This window comes from Streptococcus suis YS161 (genome assembly GCF_002760245.1).
GTDB classification, from domain to species: domain Bacteria; phylum Bacillota; class Bacilli; order Lactobacillales; family Streptococcaceae; genus Streptococcus; species Streptococcus suis_I.
The window spans coordinates 1-17,307 of sequence record NZ_ASCA01000011.1 but is presented as its reverse complement, the minus strand read 5'-3'; the positions used below and the strand labels follow the sequence as shown (position 1 = coordinate 17,307).

The following is a 17,307-nucleotide window of genomic DNA, read 5'->3' as shown; positions in this document are numbered from 1 at the left end:
ATCCAATACCACCTATTTCTTCTTACACTTAAAAAACCACCGCTGGCTGGTTTCTGTCGGTGCTTGATCTTCAAAGTCCGCAAAGACTTCCACAGATGCAAAACCAGCTTGTTTCAATAATTCCACATAGGTTTCAATCGGATAGGTCCGCTCTTCATGAACTTCATCCCGACGGATAAACCGTTCCTCTTGACTGTCCTCATCTTTGACAAAGAAGGTCAATTCATGAACAATGGAATGCGCATGCTCACCCTCATAGGTATCCCAGACGAAAGCGAAGTCCTCGTAATTTTCATGATAGCTATAGCCTGAAAACACTTCCTCCATTTGATAGATGGAGTGAACGTCAAAAAGGAAGGTCCCGCCTGGATTGAGAACAGAGTAAACTCCTTCAAAGACCCGCAAAACGGCTTCTCGGTCTGCCATATAACACAGACTATCCGAGTAACAAGTCACCGCATCGAAATCTCCAACACCTTCCAGAGCCATCATATCTGCTTGGGCTAACTCCATCATGACACCAGCAGCTTCTGCTTTTTTCTGAGCCAATTCCAACATTTCATAGGACAGGTCAAGCCCTGTCACCTCATAACTCTTTTGAGCAAAACGCACAGCCTGAATCCCTGTTCCACAGGCCAATTCTAAAATTGTCTTGGTGTCTTGTGGCAAGTTCCGCAAGCTAAAATCTGTCCATTTATCATACAAGCTGTCATCCATGATTTCATCATAGACCGCCGCAAAGGTTTCATAAGTTGCCATATTTTCCCTTTTTTCCTTTCATAAAAAGCAGCCAATCGACTGCTTCATTAACTCACACTGTGCTCAAGAAGTCTATCACTTCTAATCACATAATAGTGAACTCTCTTTGGTCACTTTCGAGTTGTTTGGTAACCAGCTGAAACAGTTCCCCAAACTGTTTCACTCTCACCCCCGCACAGTTCCAACAGTCAGAGTAGTGACTGTTGGAGGTGGGAAATGAAGCGAACTCGTTCGCATCAGCCGTATAGGTCAGATTTGGAGTGGGAAGCACGAATTGCAGAGATTTGCTTCGCAAATTTTATCTCCAACCTTTAACAGTCCACTGGACTGTTAAAGCCAATCAACCACTGCGCTGAGATGTTGACTCAAGTTTCGAATAGTGCACCCAAATCAAAATCTGTTTTCATATTTTTTCAAGAAGCCTACCACTTCTAATTACATAATAGTGAACTTATTTTGGTCACTTTCGAGTTGTTTGTGGCCAGCTGAAACAGTTCCCCAAACGGTTTCACTACTTCTCTTCTAAAAGTTCTGCGACTTCCAGGAAGCTACCTTCGTGCCATAATTTTTCAAGGTTGTAGAGGTCACGCATTTCTTCTGAGAAGATATGAACGACTACGCCTCCAAGGTCCAAAAGGACCCAGCCACCGTTACTATCGCCTTCTACACGGCTACCCTTGATCCCAACTTCCGCTACCTTTTCACGGATGTTTTCCGCAATAGCCTCCAACTGACGACTGTTCATGGAACTGGCAATCACAAAGTAGTCTGTCAGGCTGGTCACACCTTGAACATCAATTACAACAAGGTCCTCAGCTCGCTTGTCATCAGCAGCCTGGACCACAACTTTTACTAAATCTAGTTCTTTCATCTTATCCTCTAATTATATTTTCTAATTTATCCACCTGGGCAAAATTCCATGACCAGATGTTTTGGTAGTGGTCAATCAAGTCCTTGGCATCCAATTTGCCTGAATAACCTGTCGTCGTTCCGTCCTGAATCACAGCTACCTTGTAGCCTAGTTCAAAGGCTACTTTAATCGTCGTGTCAATGCAAAAATTGGTCGCCATACCCATGATGATGAGCTGCTCAATTCCCTTTTCCTGCAAATAAGCATGAAGCCCTGTTTCCTTGAAGGCGCTATTGAAGATCTTATCGAAAATCTTCTCACTAGCTAAGGGGGCAACAGTTGAGTGAATCTCCCAGTCAGCAGTCCCTTCGACCAATTCTTTGTCATGATGCCGGACATGGATGACCTCTAGCCCCGCTTGACGAGCTTGAGCAAGGCAATCTTGCCAGAGCCGAAGCCGATTTTCAATTCCATAGGGCTTGCTTTCTACAGGCAAATGCTGAATGTCAATGACTAACAATGCTGATTTCAAAACTTGACCCCAGGCGTTTCCAAACGGAACACCAATTCCCTTTCTTCTTCAAGATCTAAGACAAAACCATTTTTCTCCAAGAGTCTTGCCATCTTTTGGTTGCCCTTGACATAGGCAACAATCAAATGATTGCAGACAGGGTGAGCTCTTGCTTGATCAATCACGACCTCCAAAGCAGCCTGACCATAGCCTTTCCCCTGAAATTCTTGACCAATCATAAACCGCCAGAGCATATATTGCTGGATGTCCTCATCAATGTCAATCAGGGCGAAGCCAACAACCTGCTCATCTGCCCAGATGGCATAGGGAAAGACATCACCATTCATTCTGTATAGCCAGGCATCCGCCAAGGAACGCACGTTGGGAGCCACGAAGCCCTTATCTGCCTCGGCTACTGTCAAGTCCAAGACAGCTTGATAGGAGCTTTCATCCACAGGTTTTAATGCAATCATATCTACTCCTTCAAATATGTGACATGTCCATTATAAGTTTCCAAGGTTTGTGGATAAATGGGACCCCCCTTCTTGGCCAAGTAGGAAATGGTTTGGGCAGTTTCAAAGGCTACTGCCTTGTCCAAGGACTCTTTTGCGATACGTCGTGCCTCGTCCACCCCAGGAAAATCCCGATTGGGTTCGATGTAGTCTGCCACATAGAGTACCTTGTCCAGCAAGGTCATCTGCCCAGCCCCAACGGTGTGTCGTTGAATGGCTTGGAAAATTTCCTCATCTTCCAAACCAAAATCTTCTGCGATCTTATAGGCGCCAACCACACCGTGCCAGATGTTATTATCCCAGTTGAGCAGTTCCTTATCCAAATCATACTTGGCAATCAAATCCAGAAAGACTTGGTCTTCCACTTCCTTGGCATAATCATGCAAAAGCGCTGCCAGACTGGCTTTTTTCGGATCACAGCCGTATTGGTCTGCCAAGGCAAGCGCCGCCTGCTCCACACCCAAGACATGTTGGAAGCGTGCTGGCTTCATGGCTACACGGATTTTTTCCAAAAGAGCCTGACGGTCAAATGTCAAATCTGCTGCAATCATTGGTAGAGTCCCTTTTCTTCGATATAGTCCAGAACTTCATGAGGCACCATAAAATTCGGCACCTGTCCTTGCTTGATAAAGCTCCGTACCATGCTGGAGGAAATGTCCATCAAGGGCACATCCACCCAGATAACAGGATAGGAAGTCCCTGCCTTGTAACGAGGACGCTGGACACCAACAAACTGGACCATCTTGACCAATTCATCAATCCTGTGCCATTTTGGCAGGTAGTCTACCATATCTGCACCGATGATGAAATAATAATCCGTATCAGGATTTTTTTCCTTCAATACTCTCATGGTGTCGTAGGTATAGCTGATCCCCTGACGTTCCAATTCGATGGTTTCAATCCCCAATCCCTCAATACCTGCAATAGCCATCTTGAGCATGGAATAGCGATGGTATTCGTCAATAGTTTCTTTCGCGTCCACATGAGGTGGAATGAATTCTGGCATGAGCAAGACCTCATCCAACTTCAACTGTTGACGGACCTGGTCTGCCACAATCAAGTGAGCATTGTGGACAGGATTGAAATTCCCTCCCAGAATTCCCACTTGTTTGCGATTGGTTTCTTTCTTTTCAACCTCTAATTCAACCTTGGTAAAGGGTGTTAAGAGTTCAATAGCCATAGGCTCTCCTTCTTAGATTTCTTTGACCTGTTTGGAAATTTTACGGTTCTCTTTCTTGCTAGATTGTTTGAATAAAATCAGGATGCGACCGATTTTTTGGACCGTATCCACACCGATTTCTTCTTCCAAGATTTCAGCTACTTCGTGGATGTTTTCATCCGTATTTTGTAGCAAGGTCACCTTGATCAATTCACGCGCATCCAAGGCCTGACGAACACTGGTTTTAATCTGGTCATTTAGACCATTTTTCCCAATCTGAATGATGGGTTTAAGACTGTGTGCCTGACTGTTTAAAAAGGCACGTTGTTTTGAAGTTAGCATAATTTATTATACAAAGGGCGTTGTAACAGACTGGGAGACTGTTACAATCGGGAAATAAAGAAAACAAAGTTTTTCCTAATTGCGCCGATACACTTAGCCCGTGTTCAAATCAGAAGACTTGAACTTCCTTTCTCTTTAATTGTAAAAACTGAAATCAAATACCTCTTATACCCAATGAAAATTAAAATCAGACTAGGCGACGCAGATGCAGATAGAACCCTACTACTTTCACGCTTTCAGGTAGCAGGCTGTAAAGCTCCACTGGAGCTTTACACTCATCAAATCAAGTCAACAACGTCTGCTTTTAATTTTCGAAGAGTATTAGATAATGGCCTTGCGAATGACCACATCCACACCCTTAGGTGCCCAGGCAGCAATCTTGGCCTTTTCATTGACACGAATCCAACCAAGACCTGAGAAGACCACATCCGTCTTCTCGTTGATGGTAAATTCATGGCGGACCAATTCAGGAAATTCTTTCAATTCCTTGCTGGTTGGTGGCACTAAAAGTGAGCCCGCATGTTTCTGGTAAAATTCACTAGCTCCCTGCAGTTTGGTGCGGTGGAGCTGGAGTTCATTGTCAAAGAAGGCCGTAAAGCCTTGGCGTTCACCAGCTACAAAATCAAATCGTCCCAGACCTGCCAAGAATAATGTTTGTTCTGGATTGAGCTGGTAGGTCTTTGGCTTGATTTCCTTGCGCGGGCTGATGTACTTGAGGTTTTTAGCCGTCAAATAATGGGCCATCTGGTAACGATGGATAATTCCTGGCGTGTCATAGATGTAGGAACCATCATCCAGAGGAATTTCAATCTTATCCAGCGTTGTTCCAGGGAAACGAGAAGTCGTAATGACATCCTTGTCCCCCGTGATTTCTTGAATAATAGCGTTAATCAAGGTTGACTTGCCGACGTTGGTCACGCCGACCACATAGACATCCCGTCCCTTGCGGTGTTGTTCAATCTTTTCAATCAAGTCCTTGATAGCCTGCTTGTTTTGGGCTGAAGTCAAGACAACATCAACTGGTCGCATGCCGATTTCATGTGCCCGCTCAGTCAACCACTGAGTAACCTTGCCTGTCTTGACAGACTTGGGTAAAATGTCCTGCTTGTTGCCGACCAAAAGCACGTCATTTCCAGAAATAAAGCGAGGCAAGCCTGGAATGACCGAACCATTGAAATCAAAAATATCAATAACATTAACCACCAAGGCATCGCTTTCTCCTACGCTATGGAGGAGTTTCAAGAAATCGTCATCCGAGATATTGACATCTGAAATCTCATTGTAATGGCGCAAACGGAAACAGCGTTGGCAGTAAAGTTGCCCTGTTTCCAGGCCTTTTTCTAGGGCTGATTGAGGTGTAAATCCAGCGACAGCCTTGTCTAGCGTCTGAATCTGGGCACCACAGCCGATACAAAATAATTCTTCCACTTACATCTCCCTCTTGTAATCTATCGCTCCGTATTTAGCGATAATTTTCTTCATGGTCCGTCGTTCACGCCAACGGTTAATCTGCGTATTAATCGAATCCGTCTGAATCAGAGGTTTGACCAGCACAGACTTGAGCCCAGCTCGCTTAGCAGCCCGAATATCTGTCATCAACTGATCCCCAATCATAACCACCTCATGCGGCTGGACATCAAAGCGTTTCAAAGCACGGTTAATCCCAAAGGTGAAAGGCTTGAGAGCGAAGGCTTCAAATTCAATCCCAAATTTTTCAACCGCCCGTTTGACACGTTCGTATTTATTGTTAGACACCACAACAACAGGAATACCTGCGTCCTGCAAATCATGTAACCACTGGCGCATCTCTGGCGTACCATCGGGATTATTCCAAGCAATCAAGGTATTATCCAAGTCAACAAACACTACTTTTATGCCATGTTTTTTCAAGCTTTCGACGGTCACGTCATAAGCCTTTTCCAAGGCAAAATCCGGCATGTAATTTTCTAAACTCACTGTCGTCTCCAAAGAATTTTATCAGATAATTATACCATTTTTCTGGGAAAAAAGCGAATAGATAGCCAAAAGGAAAACACCCGGTGGAACCGAGTGCCTATTCTACGAAGCTATTTGCTTTCTAAAATCCAATCCTTAGGAATGAAAATCATATGGGTCAACAACCAATCAATATCCAGTGAATATTTCGAGAAGGCAAATCCAATTTCCTCGACACCAGAATCATCCTCATCCATGCCTAAAATCGTCGTCGCATGACCATAGTCTGCATGACTGTCATCAAAGAGGCGCCAAATCAAAGCCTTGTAAACCAATTTTTTGGCATCATAAAGCGTATAAGCCTCTCGGTATTCTGAAAAGGCTAGACAGTCCTTGCCTTTGGGTTCGACACCCTTAAGTTGAGCAATGGCAATCAAGCTATCATAGTTGTGATAACGGAGGGAACTACTCAAGGATTGAGCCAAACTAACCGCATAATCCAAGGCCAAATCACTCACTTCCACAGCTACAGTTCCCAACTGTTCCCGCAGTGGATTGAGCAAATTCGCAGCAAAGCGAGCTAACTCTTCACGGATCTCTTGAGGTAAATTCTCTATATCTTCCAGAATAACCTCCCTATCCTGCTCAGAACCCTTGTAGATATTGATGTCTAGCCCCTGCTCACCCAGTTTTTCCAGTTCAGAATCAAAACCTGTTTTCCCAGCTTGAACATATTGAGCGAGAGTTTCATAGTAACCTTCTGGCAAGATGATACGTTCTAAGTTATCAGCTCTTTCAATGATTGTCATAGATTTCTTCCCCCCTATGCTTGATATTCTTATTGTAACAAGATAAGGGGAAATTGTAAACCTTTTCAACTTTTATTACATATTTACACCAAGTATATGAATACAAGTAATTCATCGCTACCAAAACAAACGGGTTCCATGAACCTGGTCAACTGGCAATTTTTCTGACAAATCAGGTACATTGTCCACCGTCAAGCCACCTCCAATTAAGATTTCAAGCTTACCTTGGGCATAGGAAACAAGCTCCTGCAACCAATCGACATTGTTCAAGGCAGACCCCGTCAAACTGCCTCTTGTCAAAATCCGTGTCACTCCATGGGCTGCCAGCCAATCAATAGCCTCAAATTGGCGTTCGCGAGGGATCTGGTCAAAAGCCATGTGAAAGACAATCTGACAGTCCTGCGATACAGCAAACAGTCTTTCCAAGGCTGGTTCGTCCAACCAATTTTCCTCGGTTAACAAACCATAAACCAGACCATCTGACCCCAGTTCTTTGGCAACCTTACAGTCTTCCACCATCATCTCAATCTCTGCCTCATCATAGCAAAAATCTCCACCGCGAGGGCGAATCATGGTCATGACTGTGGCTTCATTCTCATGAGCCAGTTGACAAACATGTTTGACCACTCCATAACTCGGCGTCGTCCCTCCGACTGCCAAATTATCGCAGAGTTCAATCCGCTGGGCACCCATTGAGATAGCTTTAGCAAGATCTACGTGGTTTTCCGAACAAAATTCTTTTATCATTGCAATTTCCTCTTATGTCTTTTACTTTAGTATATCAAAAAAGAGTATATTAACCAATACTCTTCTCTGAAATAATAATATCCTTTAATGAAATAAGAAGAACAGCTCCTAATATCAAGGCCATGCCCAGAAAATCAATCGGATAAAAACGTTCATTGAGCAACCATACCGCAAAAAATACTGAGGCGATTGGTTCGATAGAAGCCAATAGACTACCATTGACAGGACCAACCATACTGACACCTTTGAGAAAGGCCGTATAGGCAAAAATCGTCCCGACTCCGACAATACCTAACAGGCCCAGGAAACTTCCACCATCAAGCGGTAGATTGCCCTGCCAAGTTTGTAAACCAAGCGTAACCACAAAACCGCCCATCAGCATGCCCAGCCCTATCACCACCATACTACCGTATTGACGAATCAATTTTCCAGGTAAAATAATATAGAGTGCATAGGTAAAGGCAGAGAAGATTCCCCAGAACAAACCAATTGGTGTCACAGCCAACTCATCCAATTTGCCATGAGTTGCAATTAAAAATGTCCCTGCGATTGCCAAGACAATCGATACCATTTCTATTCCTCTTGGCTTTTGTCTGTTTTTTAAACAGGTATAGGCCAGAACCAAGATTGGACAAAGATATTGGAGAACAGTTGCCGTACCTGCATTTGTATAGTAAATAGCTTGTAAATAGGCCATTTGATTGAGTACCAAACCAAGCATGGCAAAGACAAAAATTCCTAACAAGGCCTGTTTGCTCTTTATGACCCTAATCAACTGCTCTCTGGCTGTCAAATAGGCTAGCCCGAGCAGGAAAACACCGGATACCATCAACCGAAGGGAGGTAATCATATCCACTGATACACCACGTGACATCAAGTACTGCCCACTTACACCCGAAAGCCCCCAAGCTATCCCTGCAACTAAAGTTATCAAGGTTCCCCATCTTTTTTCTGCCATCCTATCTCCTTTTCACCATGCGAATATTCCTATTATACCAAAAGAGCAGGACACCGTCCCACTCTTTGCTGTCATTATTGTTTGAGGCCCACAAATTCCACAAATCGCATAAAGGCTGCCTGACCTTCTGGAGTGCGTTTGTAGACACCTGCATCTTCTAGGACACGGGCGAAAATTTGTCCGACAGATGCTCGAATGATTTCTTCAGCTGTCTCTTCTGTCACATCTGGATGCTCAGCCTTCAACCTATCTGCCCAAGGCTGATGATAGGCTGCCACCTGACTGTCTTGACCTAGTAAGTATTTCTTGACTTCAGCCAATTCCGCCTTCAAACGTGGAGGCAAAATCGCCAAGCCCATGACCTCAATCAAGCCGATATTTTCTTTCTTGATATGTTGCACATCTGGGTGTGGATGATAGATGCCATCCGGAAACTCTTCTGAAGTCTGATTGTCGCGGAGAACCAAATCCAGCTCGTACAAGTCTCCTCGTTTCCGAGCAATCGGGGTGATGGTATGATGGGGAGTCCCATTCGTCTCAGCCTTAATCTGAACACTATCATCTGAGTAGCTCCGCCATTTTTCCAAAATCTTAGCCGCCAGACCTAAAAGACAGGGCTTATCCGCTGAACTCAAGCGAATCACCGACATAGGCCACTTGACAAGGCCAGCAGATACGGACTCAAAGCCGTCGAAGACCAGCTGACGCTCAATCGGCGCCTTTTCCATGGCAAAACTGTGCCGTCCACCTTGATAGTGATTGTGGGTCAAGATGGAGCCACCCGAGATAGGTAGATCAGAGTTGGAACCGACAAAATAGCCTGGCAATAAATCCAACAAGTCCAAGAGCTGCTCAAATGTTCGCGGACTAATGACCATCGGCACATGTTCCTGATTTAGGAAAATAGCATGTTCATTGTAGTAAGCATAGGGCGAATACTGGAAGCCCCACTTTTCCTGACCAAGATCCAAGCGAATAATGCGGTGGTTGGCGCGTGCTGGATGATTAATCCGTCCCTGATAGCCCTCATTTTCCATACAGAGTAGGCATTTGGGATAATTACTTGCTTCAGCTTTCGTAGCAGCTACAATAGACTTAGGATCCTTCTCAGGTTTAGACAGATTGATCGTGATTTCCAAATCCCCATACTCTGTCGAAACTTGATAATAGATATTTTTCGCAATCGCAGCCGTCTTGATATAGTCATTGCGCTTGCTCAATTCATAGAAGTCACCAATCGCTTGCTCTGGACTATCCTGATAGGTCTGCCAAAAATCACGATTGACCTGACTAGGACTTGGCGTGATTAAGTCCATCAAACAAGCCCCAACCATGTCCTGTTCTTCCAGCAATTCTCCCACAAAACCAGTTCGAACCCCGTGAGCCAATAATTCTTCCTCGAGTTCAATCAAGTCTGTTAGCTCTGTTTGGACAGTCAAAACTTGGTCCCCAACCAAGGCTAAAACCCGATTGCGCAGGTAAAGGGCATCCATTTCCTCAAAATCACTGTTGGCAATAACCTGCTCAACAAAACGATCCACCAATCCTGTCATCATTTCTCCAATCTATTTTCGAGATAAGACGCGAGAGCCTCCAGCAATCTCCGCTACATAAAAGCTTGGTTCATAGCCAACCACTTCAGTATAGGTCTTGCCGACATTTTCTTTGAAGGCTTCCACCTTATCCTTATGAACAATGGCAATACCACAGCCACCGAAACCAGCTCCTGTCATCCGAGCTCCGAGAACCCCTTCTTGCTCCCAAGCTGTGTGAGCCAAGGTATCCAATTCCAAACCTGTCACTTCATAATCATGCTCCAAGGAAACATGAGAAGCATTGACCAAACGACCAAAGGTTGCCAAATCTCCTTCTTCCAAGGCCTTACGCGCCTGCAATGTCCGTTGATTTTCTAAGACAGCATGGCGGGCACGCTTGATACGGTTCTCATCCTTAATCAAATAACTATATTGATCAAAGGTCCATTCATCCAATTCTCCCAGAGTTTGAATATTCAAGACTGCATTCAATTCTTCCACTGCTTTTTCACATTCCGCACGACGCTCATTGTACTTAGAATCTGCCAATTCACGGCGTTTGTTGGTGTTCATGATGACAATCACATGGTCACCCAAATCCAGGGGCACTAATTCATACTCCAAGCTATTGGTATCCAGATAAATGGCACGCTGGTCTGCTCCCATACCGATAGCAAACTGATCCATGATACCAGAATTAACACCGATAAAGTGATTTTCCGTTTGTTTCCCAATTTTCACCAAATCAAGACGCGTCAATTCAAGTCCGTACAACTCTTCTGCGATAATGCCAATCAAGAGCTCCAGAGAAGCTGATGATGACAAGCCTGAACCATTTGGAATGTTACCGTAAACAAAGACTTCCATACCTGTATCAATAGTGTGACCTGCCTCTTGCAAGAACTTAAGAACACCTTTGGCATAGTTGGTCCAGTTGTCCGCCTTATCAAAGACCAGATTGTTCAAATCCACTTCGATAATTCCAAGTTCTTCAAAGTTTGCGGAATAAAAACGTAGAAGCTGGTCGTCACGTTTGCGAGCAGCACCGTAGGTCCCCAAGGTAATAGCCGCAGGAAAAACATGACCACCGTTGTAGTCTGTATGCTCACCAATCAGGTTAATCCGACCAGGTGAGAAGAAAGTCGCATCCGCCTCTTGACCAAACACATCGAGAAAGGCTTGCTTGAGTTGTTCTGTGTTCATAGGAACCTCCTTGATATTGTAATCGTTTTCTTTTATTGTACAACTTAACAATATAAAAGTCAATATTTTTACTAAAAATTTACTAATTTTAGCATTTGTGCTATACTAGATACAAATAGATAGGAGAATATCATGGTTACCATTAAAGACATCGCTGAAAAGGCTCAATTATCATCTGCCACCGTTTCCCGCGTTCTCAAGGGAGACCTAACTTTATCCGTCAGCCAAGAAACCCGCGACCGCATTTTCAACTTGGCACAGGACCTGGGCTACACCAAACACCTCAAAAAACAAGCTCCCCAACAAAAAGGCACCATCGGCATTGTCCAATGGTACACTGAAAGCGAAGAGCTGGCTGACCTCTACTACTATTCCATCCGTGCCAGCATCGAGCAGACCGCCAGCCTTCTCGGCTACCAAATCGTCCGCTCCTTCAACGACCTGACCAATCCCCTCCTTCAAGGATTGGATGGCATCATCGCGGTTGGCAAATTTTCTTCTGGGCAAATAGCAGAGCTGGCCAGCCTATCCCCCAAGCTGATTTTTGTGGATTCTGATACGCTGACAGAGGGATTTTCCTGCATCACAACTGACTTTGAACACTCTGTTCAGACTGTTATCGACCACTTCCGTGCACAAGGTCTGACTGATATTGGACTCCTAGTCGGACAGGAAGAAACCACAGACGGACACCAACTGCCAACAGATCCCCGCCTGACTGCCTTTCGTAATTACCTAAACACCTTGGGTATGCTCCAAGAAAGCTATATCTACCAAGGAAAATTCTCCACCCAATCAGGCTATGAGCTGATGAGCCAGGCAATTGAGGACTTAGGCGACCAACTACCGTCAGCTTTCTTCATGGCTAATGATACCCTGGCTGTCGGCGCTCTGCGTGCTTTACAAGAGCGTCAAATCGCAGTGCCAGATAGAGTCCAACTCATCACCTTTAACGATACAGCCATCACCCGTCAGGTCTATCCTGCCTTGTCTTCTATCAGCGTCTTCACCGAAGAAATGGGGCAAGAAGCCATGCAGCTGCTAGACCGTGTGATTGCTAGTCCGCAGCCCCACCATCCCCGTAAGATTAAACTAGGTACCCAGCTGGTAATACGCGAGAGTTCTTATTGATAAGGAAATCTTCCATCATTCCGTTACTTATATTGAATTTTATACAAGTGGTTTGATACCGAGTACGGCTTTTCAATAAGTATTAAAGATGTTAAACTTCTTGTAAAACTTGTACTAAAATTTGCATAGCACATGCTCATAGCCAACATGAACAGATTATTTGCATTTTACAAGTAATCTGTTATAATGGATATAGAAAAAGGAGCTGGACGGCAATCCAGCCCCAAATGTAGAACCGTTAAAAAGACGGTGGCTCAGTTTAGATTATTTAGAAATAACCGTTACTGTCCAAAGTTTGACGGTTATTTCTTTTTGTCATTATCTTTGAAGATTTTATAACACAAGCCAATCAATGCAATAGTAAAACTACCAAAGCCTAGAATAGTTTGCACAACTTCAAAAGCTGTCAAAAGATGCTACTCCTTTCCGTCAGATTTTGATGAATTGCCCATAGGCATCACCTCACTTTCAGAGAATTCAGAGCCACCGTCTTCACTTTTCTACTCATCTATTATAACACATTTCATTCCCAAAACTTGTTGAAATAGCGTAGTCTTTTCAATAAGTTTTGGGAAGCCAAAAAAATCTTCCTACTATCTAAGTAAGAAGATTTTTTATTTAGTATTGCCTTCTAGCTCTATCAGCATCAGCTCTTGCTTGTGCTGCTCGCATTTGGTCTTGATGGTGTCGTGTTTGTCTTGCACGTTCCTCTGCTATCTGAGCTTGTCGCTTTGTATCAAGCATCTTTCGTCGTGCTTCTTCCCGCTCCGCAGCAGCTCCGTTAAATAGATCTTTATCAACAGGTACTGATCCGCTTGGTCCCATCGTTCCTAATGTTTTAAACAATTCTCTTTCAATATAGTTAAAAAGCGGTGCTACTAAACGGACAATGAACATTGAAATGTTCCAGTAGGTTTTGAAAATTGTCTTTATAATTTTCATTGTTTAACCCCTACGCTTTCTTCTTGCTCCTGCCAAGCCAAGCGTTGACATCATGGCAAGACCTACCAAGCCTAGAATACTTTCTTGTTCTCCTGTCTGAGGTAATGCTTTCGCACGTTCTGCACGTGAGTAAGTAATACCTTGTGGTGTGACGGTGACACCTGCTTGTGGGTTCGCCACCACAACCTTACCGTCAACAACTGTTACATCTTGACCTTTAGTAATAGCGTCTTTGACCGCATCAACATCAACAGCTGGTTTTTCAGCAGCAGTTGGTGCATCTTTTGGTACTGCAATGATTGTTCCGTCTGGAAGTGTTGCAATCACATTGTCTTTTGCTTTGTCTTCAAGGTCTTTGAGTTTGTCGTATTCTGCTTGAAGTTCAGCTAGTTTAGCTTGTTCTTCAGCAAGTTTAGCAGTAACAGTTTCAAGTTTTTCTTGTGCAGTTTCAGCTTTAGCTTGTGCGTCTGCAAGAGCAGTTTGTTTTTCTGTGAGGGTTGCTTGAGCTTCAGCAAGGCGTGTTGGTGCGTTCAAATAACCATCAAGTTCTTCAGCAAGTGCTTTTGCTTCTTCGACCAAGCGGTCTTTTTCTGCAAGAAGTGCTGCTTTGTCTTTGTTCAAGCTATCAAGTGTGCCTTGTTGTTTAGCAAGTTCAGCTTTAGCTGTTTCAAGAACAGTTGCTTTTGCAGTAGCAGTAGCTTGTGCCGTAGCCAAGTCAGCTTTAGCTGTATCAAGAGCTGCTTTCTTAGTTGCCAAATCAGCTGAGAAGTTGTCAACTGCTTTTTGTGCATCAACTTTGCGAGCTTCAGCGTTTTGAAGTGCAGTGGTTGCAAGGCGCCAGTTGTTTTCAGCAACTTGAGTTTGAAGCGGTGTTGCAGTAGCATCAGCAAGAGTTTTCTCTGCTTGAGTCTTCAATTCAAGAGCCTTAGCGTAATCTGAGCTTGCTTTAGTCAATTCAGCTTTAGCACTGTCTGACGCAGTCTGGGCGGCTGTGAGATTAGCTTGAGCTTGAGTGAGGTTCGCTTGGAGTGTAGCTAAGTCACTTTGTACAACTAACTTATCTTTTATAGTATCATGCAATGCTTGTGCTTTATTCAATTTATTTTGAACATAGTCCAAGTCACTTTGATAATGCTGATCAACAAGCACATCAATTATGTAGTTTCCATAATAGTTTTTAGCCAGACGTAGATTTCCACTATCATCTGTTTCAACAACTGTATACGTTCCATAACCTGATGGAATAACGCGGGAAGAATGAATAATATTGCTATCTACTTCAGGAACAACGATATTATGTTCTTTTTCATAGTCTGTAACTTTTTGCGCTAGTGCATCACGTTGAGCGTATTCTTCGTCAGTAACAGAACCTGTTTGCTTATATTTAATCCGAAGCTGACTGTCAAAATTAGCGGCATCTTGCATCAACTTAATATAGGTCAAATCATTTTTAAGTAGAGTTTTATAGGCTTCAATATCAGCCTTCGCTTTTTCAAGCTCTTCCTTGTGTGCTTGAACAGCTGCTGCTGTAGTCTGGCTGTAGATAACAATATCGTCATTGCTTTCTTTATCACTGAATCCATGGGTAAAGTAGGCACCACCGACATTGTTTTGATACAAGCCCATCATGATGTTTGACCCCTGTAGCAGATTATAGTAATGCCCCCAGTTAGCATGAGCATCTGAAAAAGCAAATCCCAACATGTTATAAGCAAAAAGTGTATTTAATTCTGTGAAGGTCATACTGGATTTTCTAAATCCACCCGTTGGATAAATGTTTTCATTATATGCACTTGTAACTTTTTCTACTTCACCAAATCCTCTATGCCGTAGTTCAGACCCATACAAATCAGCATTTTCTGGTCTATTCGCAAATTCGTTCCAAGCATCAATAGCTTTCAGCCCTTGTTCAACCGAGTATTCGGTTACTTTGTTAATTGGTTCAAAACCACTAATTTTTCGAAAAGCATTTAATTGTGATGCAAAAGCAATGTTTAGAGCTGTGTAGTCTTCTTTAGAGAGAACTAATTTGCCATTTTGAAGCGTATATGTTTTATTGAAGGCAGTCTCACCAACTAGAGCCTTGACAAATTCTTGAGAAGGCGCATCAATATAGGCTTTCAACATTGCCCCGAGTAGATTTTTTTCAGCATAGTCTTGTGCTTCTTGATCTTGATTTGCATCAATCAATCGTTTAAATTCTGCCATTTTTGCAGTAAGATCAGCAGTTTTATCTTTGAAATAAATCGCTCCGGTCTTATCTGCAATTTCAGCATTGATAGCTTCATAAATGTTTTGTGGTTTCCCAACACTTTCAAGAGCTTTTTTAGCAACTGCAACAGCATCAGTAGCTTTGGTTACTGTATCACTTGTTCGTTTAGCTGCATCTTGTGCCGCAGTCAATTTTGCTTTTGCTGTATCAACAGCGTCAGTTTTTACTGCAACGTCAGTTTGAGCATCTTTGATTTTAGCATCACGTTCTGCGTCTGCTTTCTTTGCAGTGTCGACAGCCTTCGTTGCAGTATCAACAGTAGTAGTTGCTGTAGCGACATCTTTAGTTGCTTGGTCAAGGGTTGCTTGAGCTTCAGCAAGACCAGTACCAGAAAGGGCGGCTTCAGCAGCTTTTACGTCAGCTTCTTTAGCAATTACGTTAGCATCTGCTTGGTCTTTTTCAGCTTGTGCAGTGTTGACAGCTGTTTTAGCATCAGCAACAGTTTGAGTTTGTGATGCGATTTCAGCGTTGACTTCATCTGTTTCAGTTGCATTTGCTGTTTGGTCAGCAAGGTTAGCTGCTTGATCAGCTTGGGTTGCCGCGATGTTTTCTGGTGTTGCGTTTACTGCATTAGCTTCAGCGTCTTTGACTGCTTGGGTTGCAGTATCAACGTCTGCTTGAGCAGTGGTAACGTCTTGGTTAGCTGCATCTGCATCAGATTGAGCGTTAGTTGCATCTTGAGCAGTAGCATCAACAACAGCTTGTTGAGCATCAAGAGCTGGTTTAACATCAGCTGATGTTTTAGATGCTTCGACAGCTGTAGTTTCAGTTGCAACTGGTGTTTCAACAGTTGATGCTTGAGTTTCTAACCATGAGGATAAACCTGCGTTTGCTTCGTCATATGTAGAGTATGTACCATTTGGTTCAGATTTTACAATTTCGCCTGTAGCGTGGTTAACAGTTTGCCACTCACCAGTCACACGGTTTAAAACAATACCATATTGTGTGTCTGCTGATACGGTAGACGCACCAACGGTTGCAAGAGTGATAGCCGCACCTGTTGCTAGAGTTTTAACTGTTTTTTTGTTCATAGTTTTCTCCTGAGTTGCTGTTAGGATTGGTTTGACTGTAAAGTCAAACCTTGATATATGTAGTATATCAAGCGATTTGTCAAGTATTTTAGCTTGTTTGTTATACTATTCTAACATTTTTTAGTGTAACATTCAACACTTTTATAATGTTTAAGGTGCGATATAGCCTACTTATTATTTGTTCCTTTTCTCTTTACAATAGTAAGAAAAGGTGTAAAATATGGAACAAGACAAACTACAAACATTTATTGCTAAAAGAATACGGTACTACTTCAAAAAAGGTTAAGTCAGGAAAAACTTTCTGAACTCGCAGAACTTGGTTCGAAACATGTTCACAATATTGAAAATGGTAAATATAATTTTCAGATTCAAACCCTAAGTAAAATCATTAATGCTTTAGAGATAGATGAAAAAACATTTTTTAACTTTGAATTTCCAAAACAAGACAAAGAAGTTGATAATGTCCTTAAACAAATAGAACAATTGCCCTCTGAGAAACGACATGATATTATTTCAGCTTTAAATACATTATTATCCAGTCATAACCACCCGTGAAAACGGGTGGCTTGTACACCGGCTATAAGCCGTTTCTCTCCAGCGACGTCTAAAGA

At 43.2% G+C, this 17,307-nt stretch carries 17 protein-coding genes and 2 pseudogenes; 2 read left to right on the top strand and 17 right to left on the bottom strand.

Features of this window, described 5'->3' with window-relative positions; genetic code table 11:
* Nucleotides 1-12: 12 nt before the first annotated feature.
* The 14 genes from SST111_RS01925 to SST111_RS01855 all read right to left on the bottom strand — a co-directional run bounded on the left by SST111_RS01925 (nt 13) and on the right by SST111_RS01855 (nt 11,320).
* Nucleotides 13-759: a class I SAM-dependent DNA methyltransferase gene (locus SST111_RS01925; protein WP_099809826.1), complete on the bottom strand. Its 747-nt coding sequence runs from the start codon at nt 757-759 to the stop codon at nt 13-15.
* Nucleotides 760-1,270: 511 nt separating this feature from the next.
* Entirely contained in the window at nt 1,271-1,630 is a 360-nt protein-coding gene (rsfS, locus tag SST111_RS01920; protein ID WP_099809825.1) for a ribosome silencing factor, read from the bottom strand.
* Nucleotide 1,631: 1 nt separating this feature from the next.
* Nucleotides 1,632-2,141: a cysteine hydrolase family protein gene (locus tag SST111_RS01915; RefSeq protein WP_099809824.1), complete on the bottom strand. Its 510-nt coding sequence runs from the start codon at nt 2,139-2,141 to the stop codon at nt 1,632-1,634.
* Nucleotides 2,138-2,593, bottom strand: a complete 456-nt coding sequence (locus tag SST111_RS01910) for a GNAT family N-acetyltransferase (protein ID WP_099809823.1) — start codon at nt 2,591-2,593, stop codon at nt 2,138-2,140. The genes SST111_RS01915 and SST111_RS01910 overlap by 4 nt, the downstream gene beginning before the upstream one ends.
* Before the next feature lie 2 nt (nt 2,594-2,595).
* On the bottom strand, nt 2,596-3,183 hold the full coding sequence (gene yqeK, locus SST111_RS01905; RefSeq protein ID WP_099809822.1) for a bis(5'-nucleosyl)-tetraphosphatase (symmetrical) YqeK: 588 nt from the start codon (nt 3,181-3,183) through the stop codon (nt 2,596-2,598).
* Complete coding sequence (locus tag SST111_RS01900) at nt 3,180-3,812, bottom strand: nicotinate-nucleotide adenylyltransferase (protein ID WP_099809821.1); 633 nt, start codon at nt 3,810-3,812, stop codon at nt 3,180-3,182. Before SST111_RS01900 ends, yqeK begins: the two co-directional genes overlap by 4 nt.
* Before the next feature lie 12 nt (nt 3,813-3,824).
* Nucleotides 3,825-4,136 carry a ribosome assembly RNA-binding protein YhbY gene (yhbY, locus tag SST111_RS01895; protein ID WP_024379048.1) on the bottom strand — a complete coding sequence of 104 codons (312 nt, stop codon included), beginning with the start codon at nt 4,134-4,136 and terminating at the stop codon, nt 3,825-3,827.
* A 318-nt stretch (nt 4,137-4,454) separates the two neighbouring features.
* On the bottom strand, nt 4,455-5,561 hold the full coding sequence (yqeH, locus tag SST111_RS01885) for a ribosome biogenesis GTPase YqeH (protein ID WP_099809819.1): 1,107 nt from the start codon (nt 5,559-5,561) through the stop codon (nt 4,455-4,457).
* Nucleotides 5,562-6,089, bottom strand: coding sequence for a YqeG family HAD IIIA-type phosphatase (locus SST111_RS01880; protein ID WP_099809818.1), 528 nt, complete (start codon nt 6,087-6,089; stop codon nt 5,562-5,564). It abuts the gene before it with no gap.
* A 110-nt stretch (nt 6,090-6,199) separates the two neighbouring features.
* Nucleotides 6,200-6,877: an SEC10/PgrA surface exclusion domain-containing protein gene (locus SST111_RS01875; protein WP_099809817.1), complete on the bottom strand. Its 678-nt coding sequence runs from the start codon at nt 6,875-6,877 to the stop codon at nt 6,200-6,202.
* Nucleotides 6,878-6,994: 117 nt separating this feature from the next.
* The gene (locus tag SST111_RS01870; protein ID WP_099809816.1) at nt 6,995-7,624 is read right to left on the bottom strand and encodes a copper homeostasis protein CutC; all 630 of its coding nucleotides are present in this window, start codon (nt 7,622-7,624) and stop codon (nt 6,995-6,997) included.
* Between the two features lie 49 nt (nt 7,625-7,673).
* A complete protein-coding gene (locus SST111_RS01865) occupies nt 7,674-8,582 on the bottom strand; it encodes a DMT family transporter (protein ID WP_099809815.1) in 909 nt (302 codons plus the stop codon).
* A 74-nt stretch (nt 8,583-8,656) separates the two neighbouring features.
* Nucleotides 8,657-10,138 (bottom strand): UDP-glucose--hexose-1-phosphate uridylyltransferase, encoded by a 1,482-nt coding sequence (gene galT / locus SST111_RS01860; protein ID WP_099809814.1) that lies wholly within the window; start codon nt 10,136-10,138, stop codon nt 8,657-8,659.
* A gap of 9 nt (nt 10,139-10,147) precedes the next feature.
* The gene (locus tag SST111_RS01855) at nt 10,148-11,320 is read right to left on the bottom strand and encodes a galactokinase (protein ID WP_099809813.1); all 1,173 of its coding nucleotides are present in this window, start codon (nt 11,318-11,320) and stop codon (nt 10,148-10,150) included.
* A 132-nt stretch (nt 11,321-11,452) separates the two neighbouring features.
* On the opposite strand from SST111_RS01855, the gene SST111_RS01850 reads away from it, so the two are divergent.
* Nucleotides 11,453-12,451 (top strand): LacI family DNA-binding transcriptional regulator, encoded by a 999-nt coding sequence (locus SST111_RS01850; protein ID WP_099809812.1) that lies wholly within the window; start codon nt 11,453-11,455, stop codon nt 12,449-12,451.
* A gap of 302 nt (nt 12,452-12,753) precedes the next feature.
* Here SST111_RS01850 and SST111_RS01845 read toward each other — a convergent pair.
* From SST111_RS01845 to SST111_RS01835, 3 genes and pseudogenes are all read right to left on the bottom strand, one after another.
* Nucleotides 12,754-12,909 (bottom strand): annotated as a pseudogene (locus SST111_RS01845) (putative holin-like toxin).
* A 160-nt stretch (nt 12,910-13,069) separates the two neighbouring features.
* On the bottom strand, nt 13,070-13,393 hold the full coding sequence (locus tag SST111_RS01840; RefSeq protein ID WP_099809811.1) for a hypothetical protein: 324 nt from the start codon (nt 13,391-13,393) through the stop codon (nt 13,070-13,072).
* Nucleotides 13,394-13,396: 3 nt separating this feature from the next.
* Nucleotides 13,397-16,696 (bottom strand): SEC10/PgrA surface exclusion domain-containing protein, encoded by a 3,300-nt coding sequence (locus tag SST111_RS01835; protein WP_099809810.1) that lies wholly within the window; start codon nt 16,694-16,696, stop codon nt 13,397-13,399.
* A gap of 276 nt (nt 16,697-16,972) precedes the next feature.
* On the opposite strand from SST111_RS01835, the pseudogene SST111_RS12610 reads away from it, so the two are divergent.
* A pseudogene (locus SST111_RS12610) lies at nt 16,973-17,251 on the top strand (helix-turn-helix transcriptional regulator); the annotation flags it as partial.
* Nucleotides 17,252-17,307: the final 56 nt, after the last annotated feature.

Excerpts from the sequence above, each read along its gene's own strand:
- SST111_RS01870 (WP_099809816.1), bottom strand. The coding sequence starts at position 7,624 with ATGATAAAAGAATTTTGTTCGGAAAACCACGTAGATCTTGCTAAAGCT.
- SST111_RS01855 (WP_099809813.1), bottom strand. The coding sequence starts at position 11,320 with ATGAACACAGAACAACTCAAGCAAGCCTTTCTCGATGTGTTTGGTCAA.
- galT (WP_099809814.1), bottom strand. The coding sequence starts at position 10,138 with ATGATGACAGGATTGGTGGATCGTTTTGTTGAGCAGGTTATTGCCAAC.
- SST111_RS01925 (WP_099809826.1), bottom strand. The coding sequence starts at position 759 with ATGGCAACTTATGAAACCTTTGCGGCGGTCTATGATGAAATCATGGAT.
- SST111_RS01865 (WP_099809815.1), bottom strand. The coding sequence starts at position 8,582 with ATGGCAGAAAAAAGATGGGGAACCTTGATAACTTTAGTTGCAGGGATA.
- SST111_RS01835 (WP_099809810.1), bottom strand. The coding sequence starts at position 16,696 with ATGAACAAAAAAACAGTTAAAACTCTAGCAACAGGTGCGGCTATCACT.
- rsfS (WP_099809825.1), bottom strand. The coding sequence starts at position 1,630 with ATGAAAGAACTAGATTTAGTAAAAGTTGTGGTCCAGGCTGCTGATGAC.
- SST111_RS01850 (WP_099809812.1), top strand. The coding sequence starts at position 11,453 with ATGGTTACCATTAAAGACATCGCTGAAAAGGCTCAATTATCATCTGCC.
- yqeK (WP_099809822.1), bottom strand. The coding sequence starts at position 3,183 with ATGATTGCAGCAGATTTGACATTTGACCGTCAGGCTCTTTTGGAAAAA.
- SST111_RS01910 (WP_099809823.1), bottom strand. The coding sequence starts at position 2,593 with ATGATTGCATTAAAACCTGTGGATGAAAGCTCCTATCAAGCTGTCTTG.
- SST111_RS01900 (WP_099809821.1), bottom strand. The coding sequence starts at position 3,812 with ATGGCTATTGAACTCTTAACACCCTTTACCAAGGTTGAATTAGAGGTT.
- SST111_RS01840 (WP_099809811.1), bottom strand. The coding sequence starts at position 13,393 with ATGAAAATTATAAAGACAATTTTCAAAACCTACTGGAACATTTCAATG.
- SST111_RS01875 (WP_099809817.1), bottom strand. The coding sequence starts at position 6,877 with ATGACAATCATTGAAAGAGCTGATAACTTAGAACGTATCATCTTGCCA.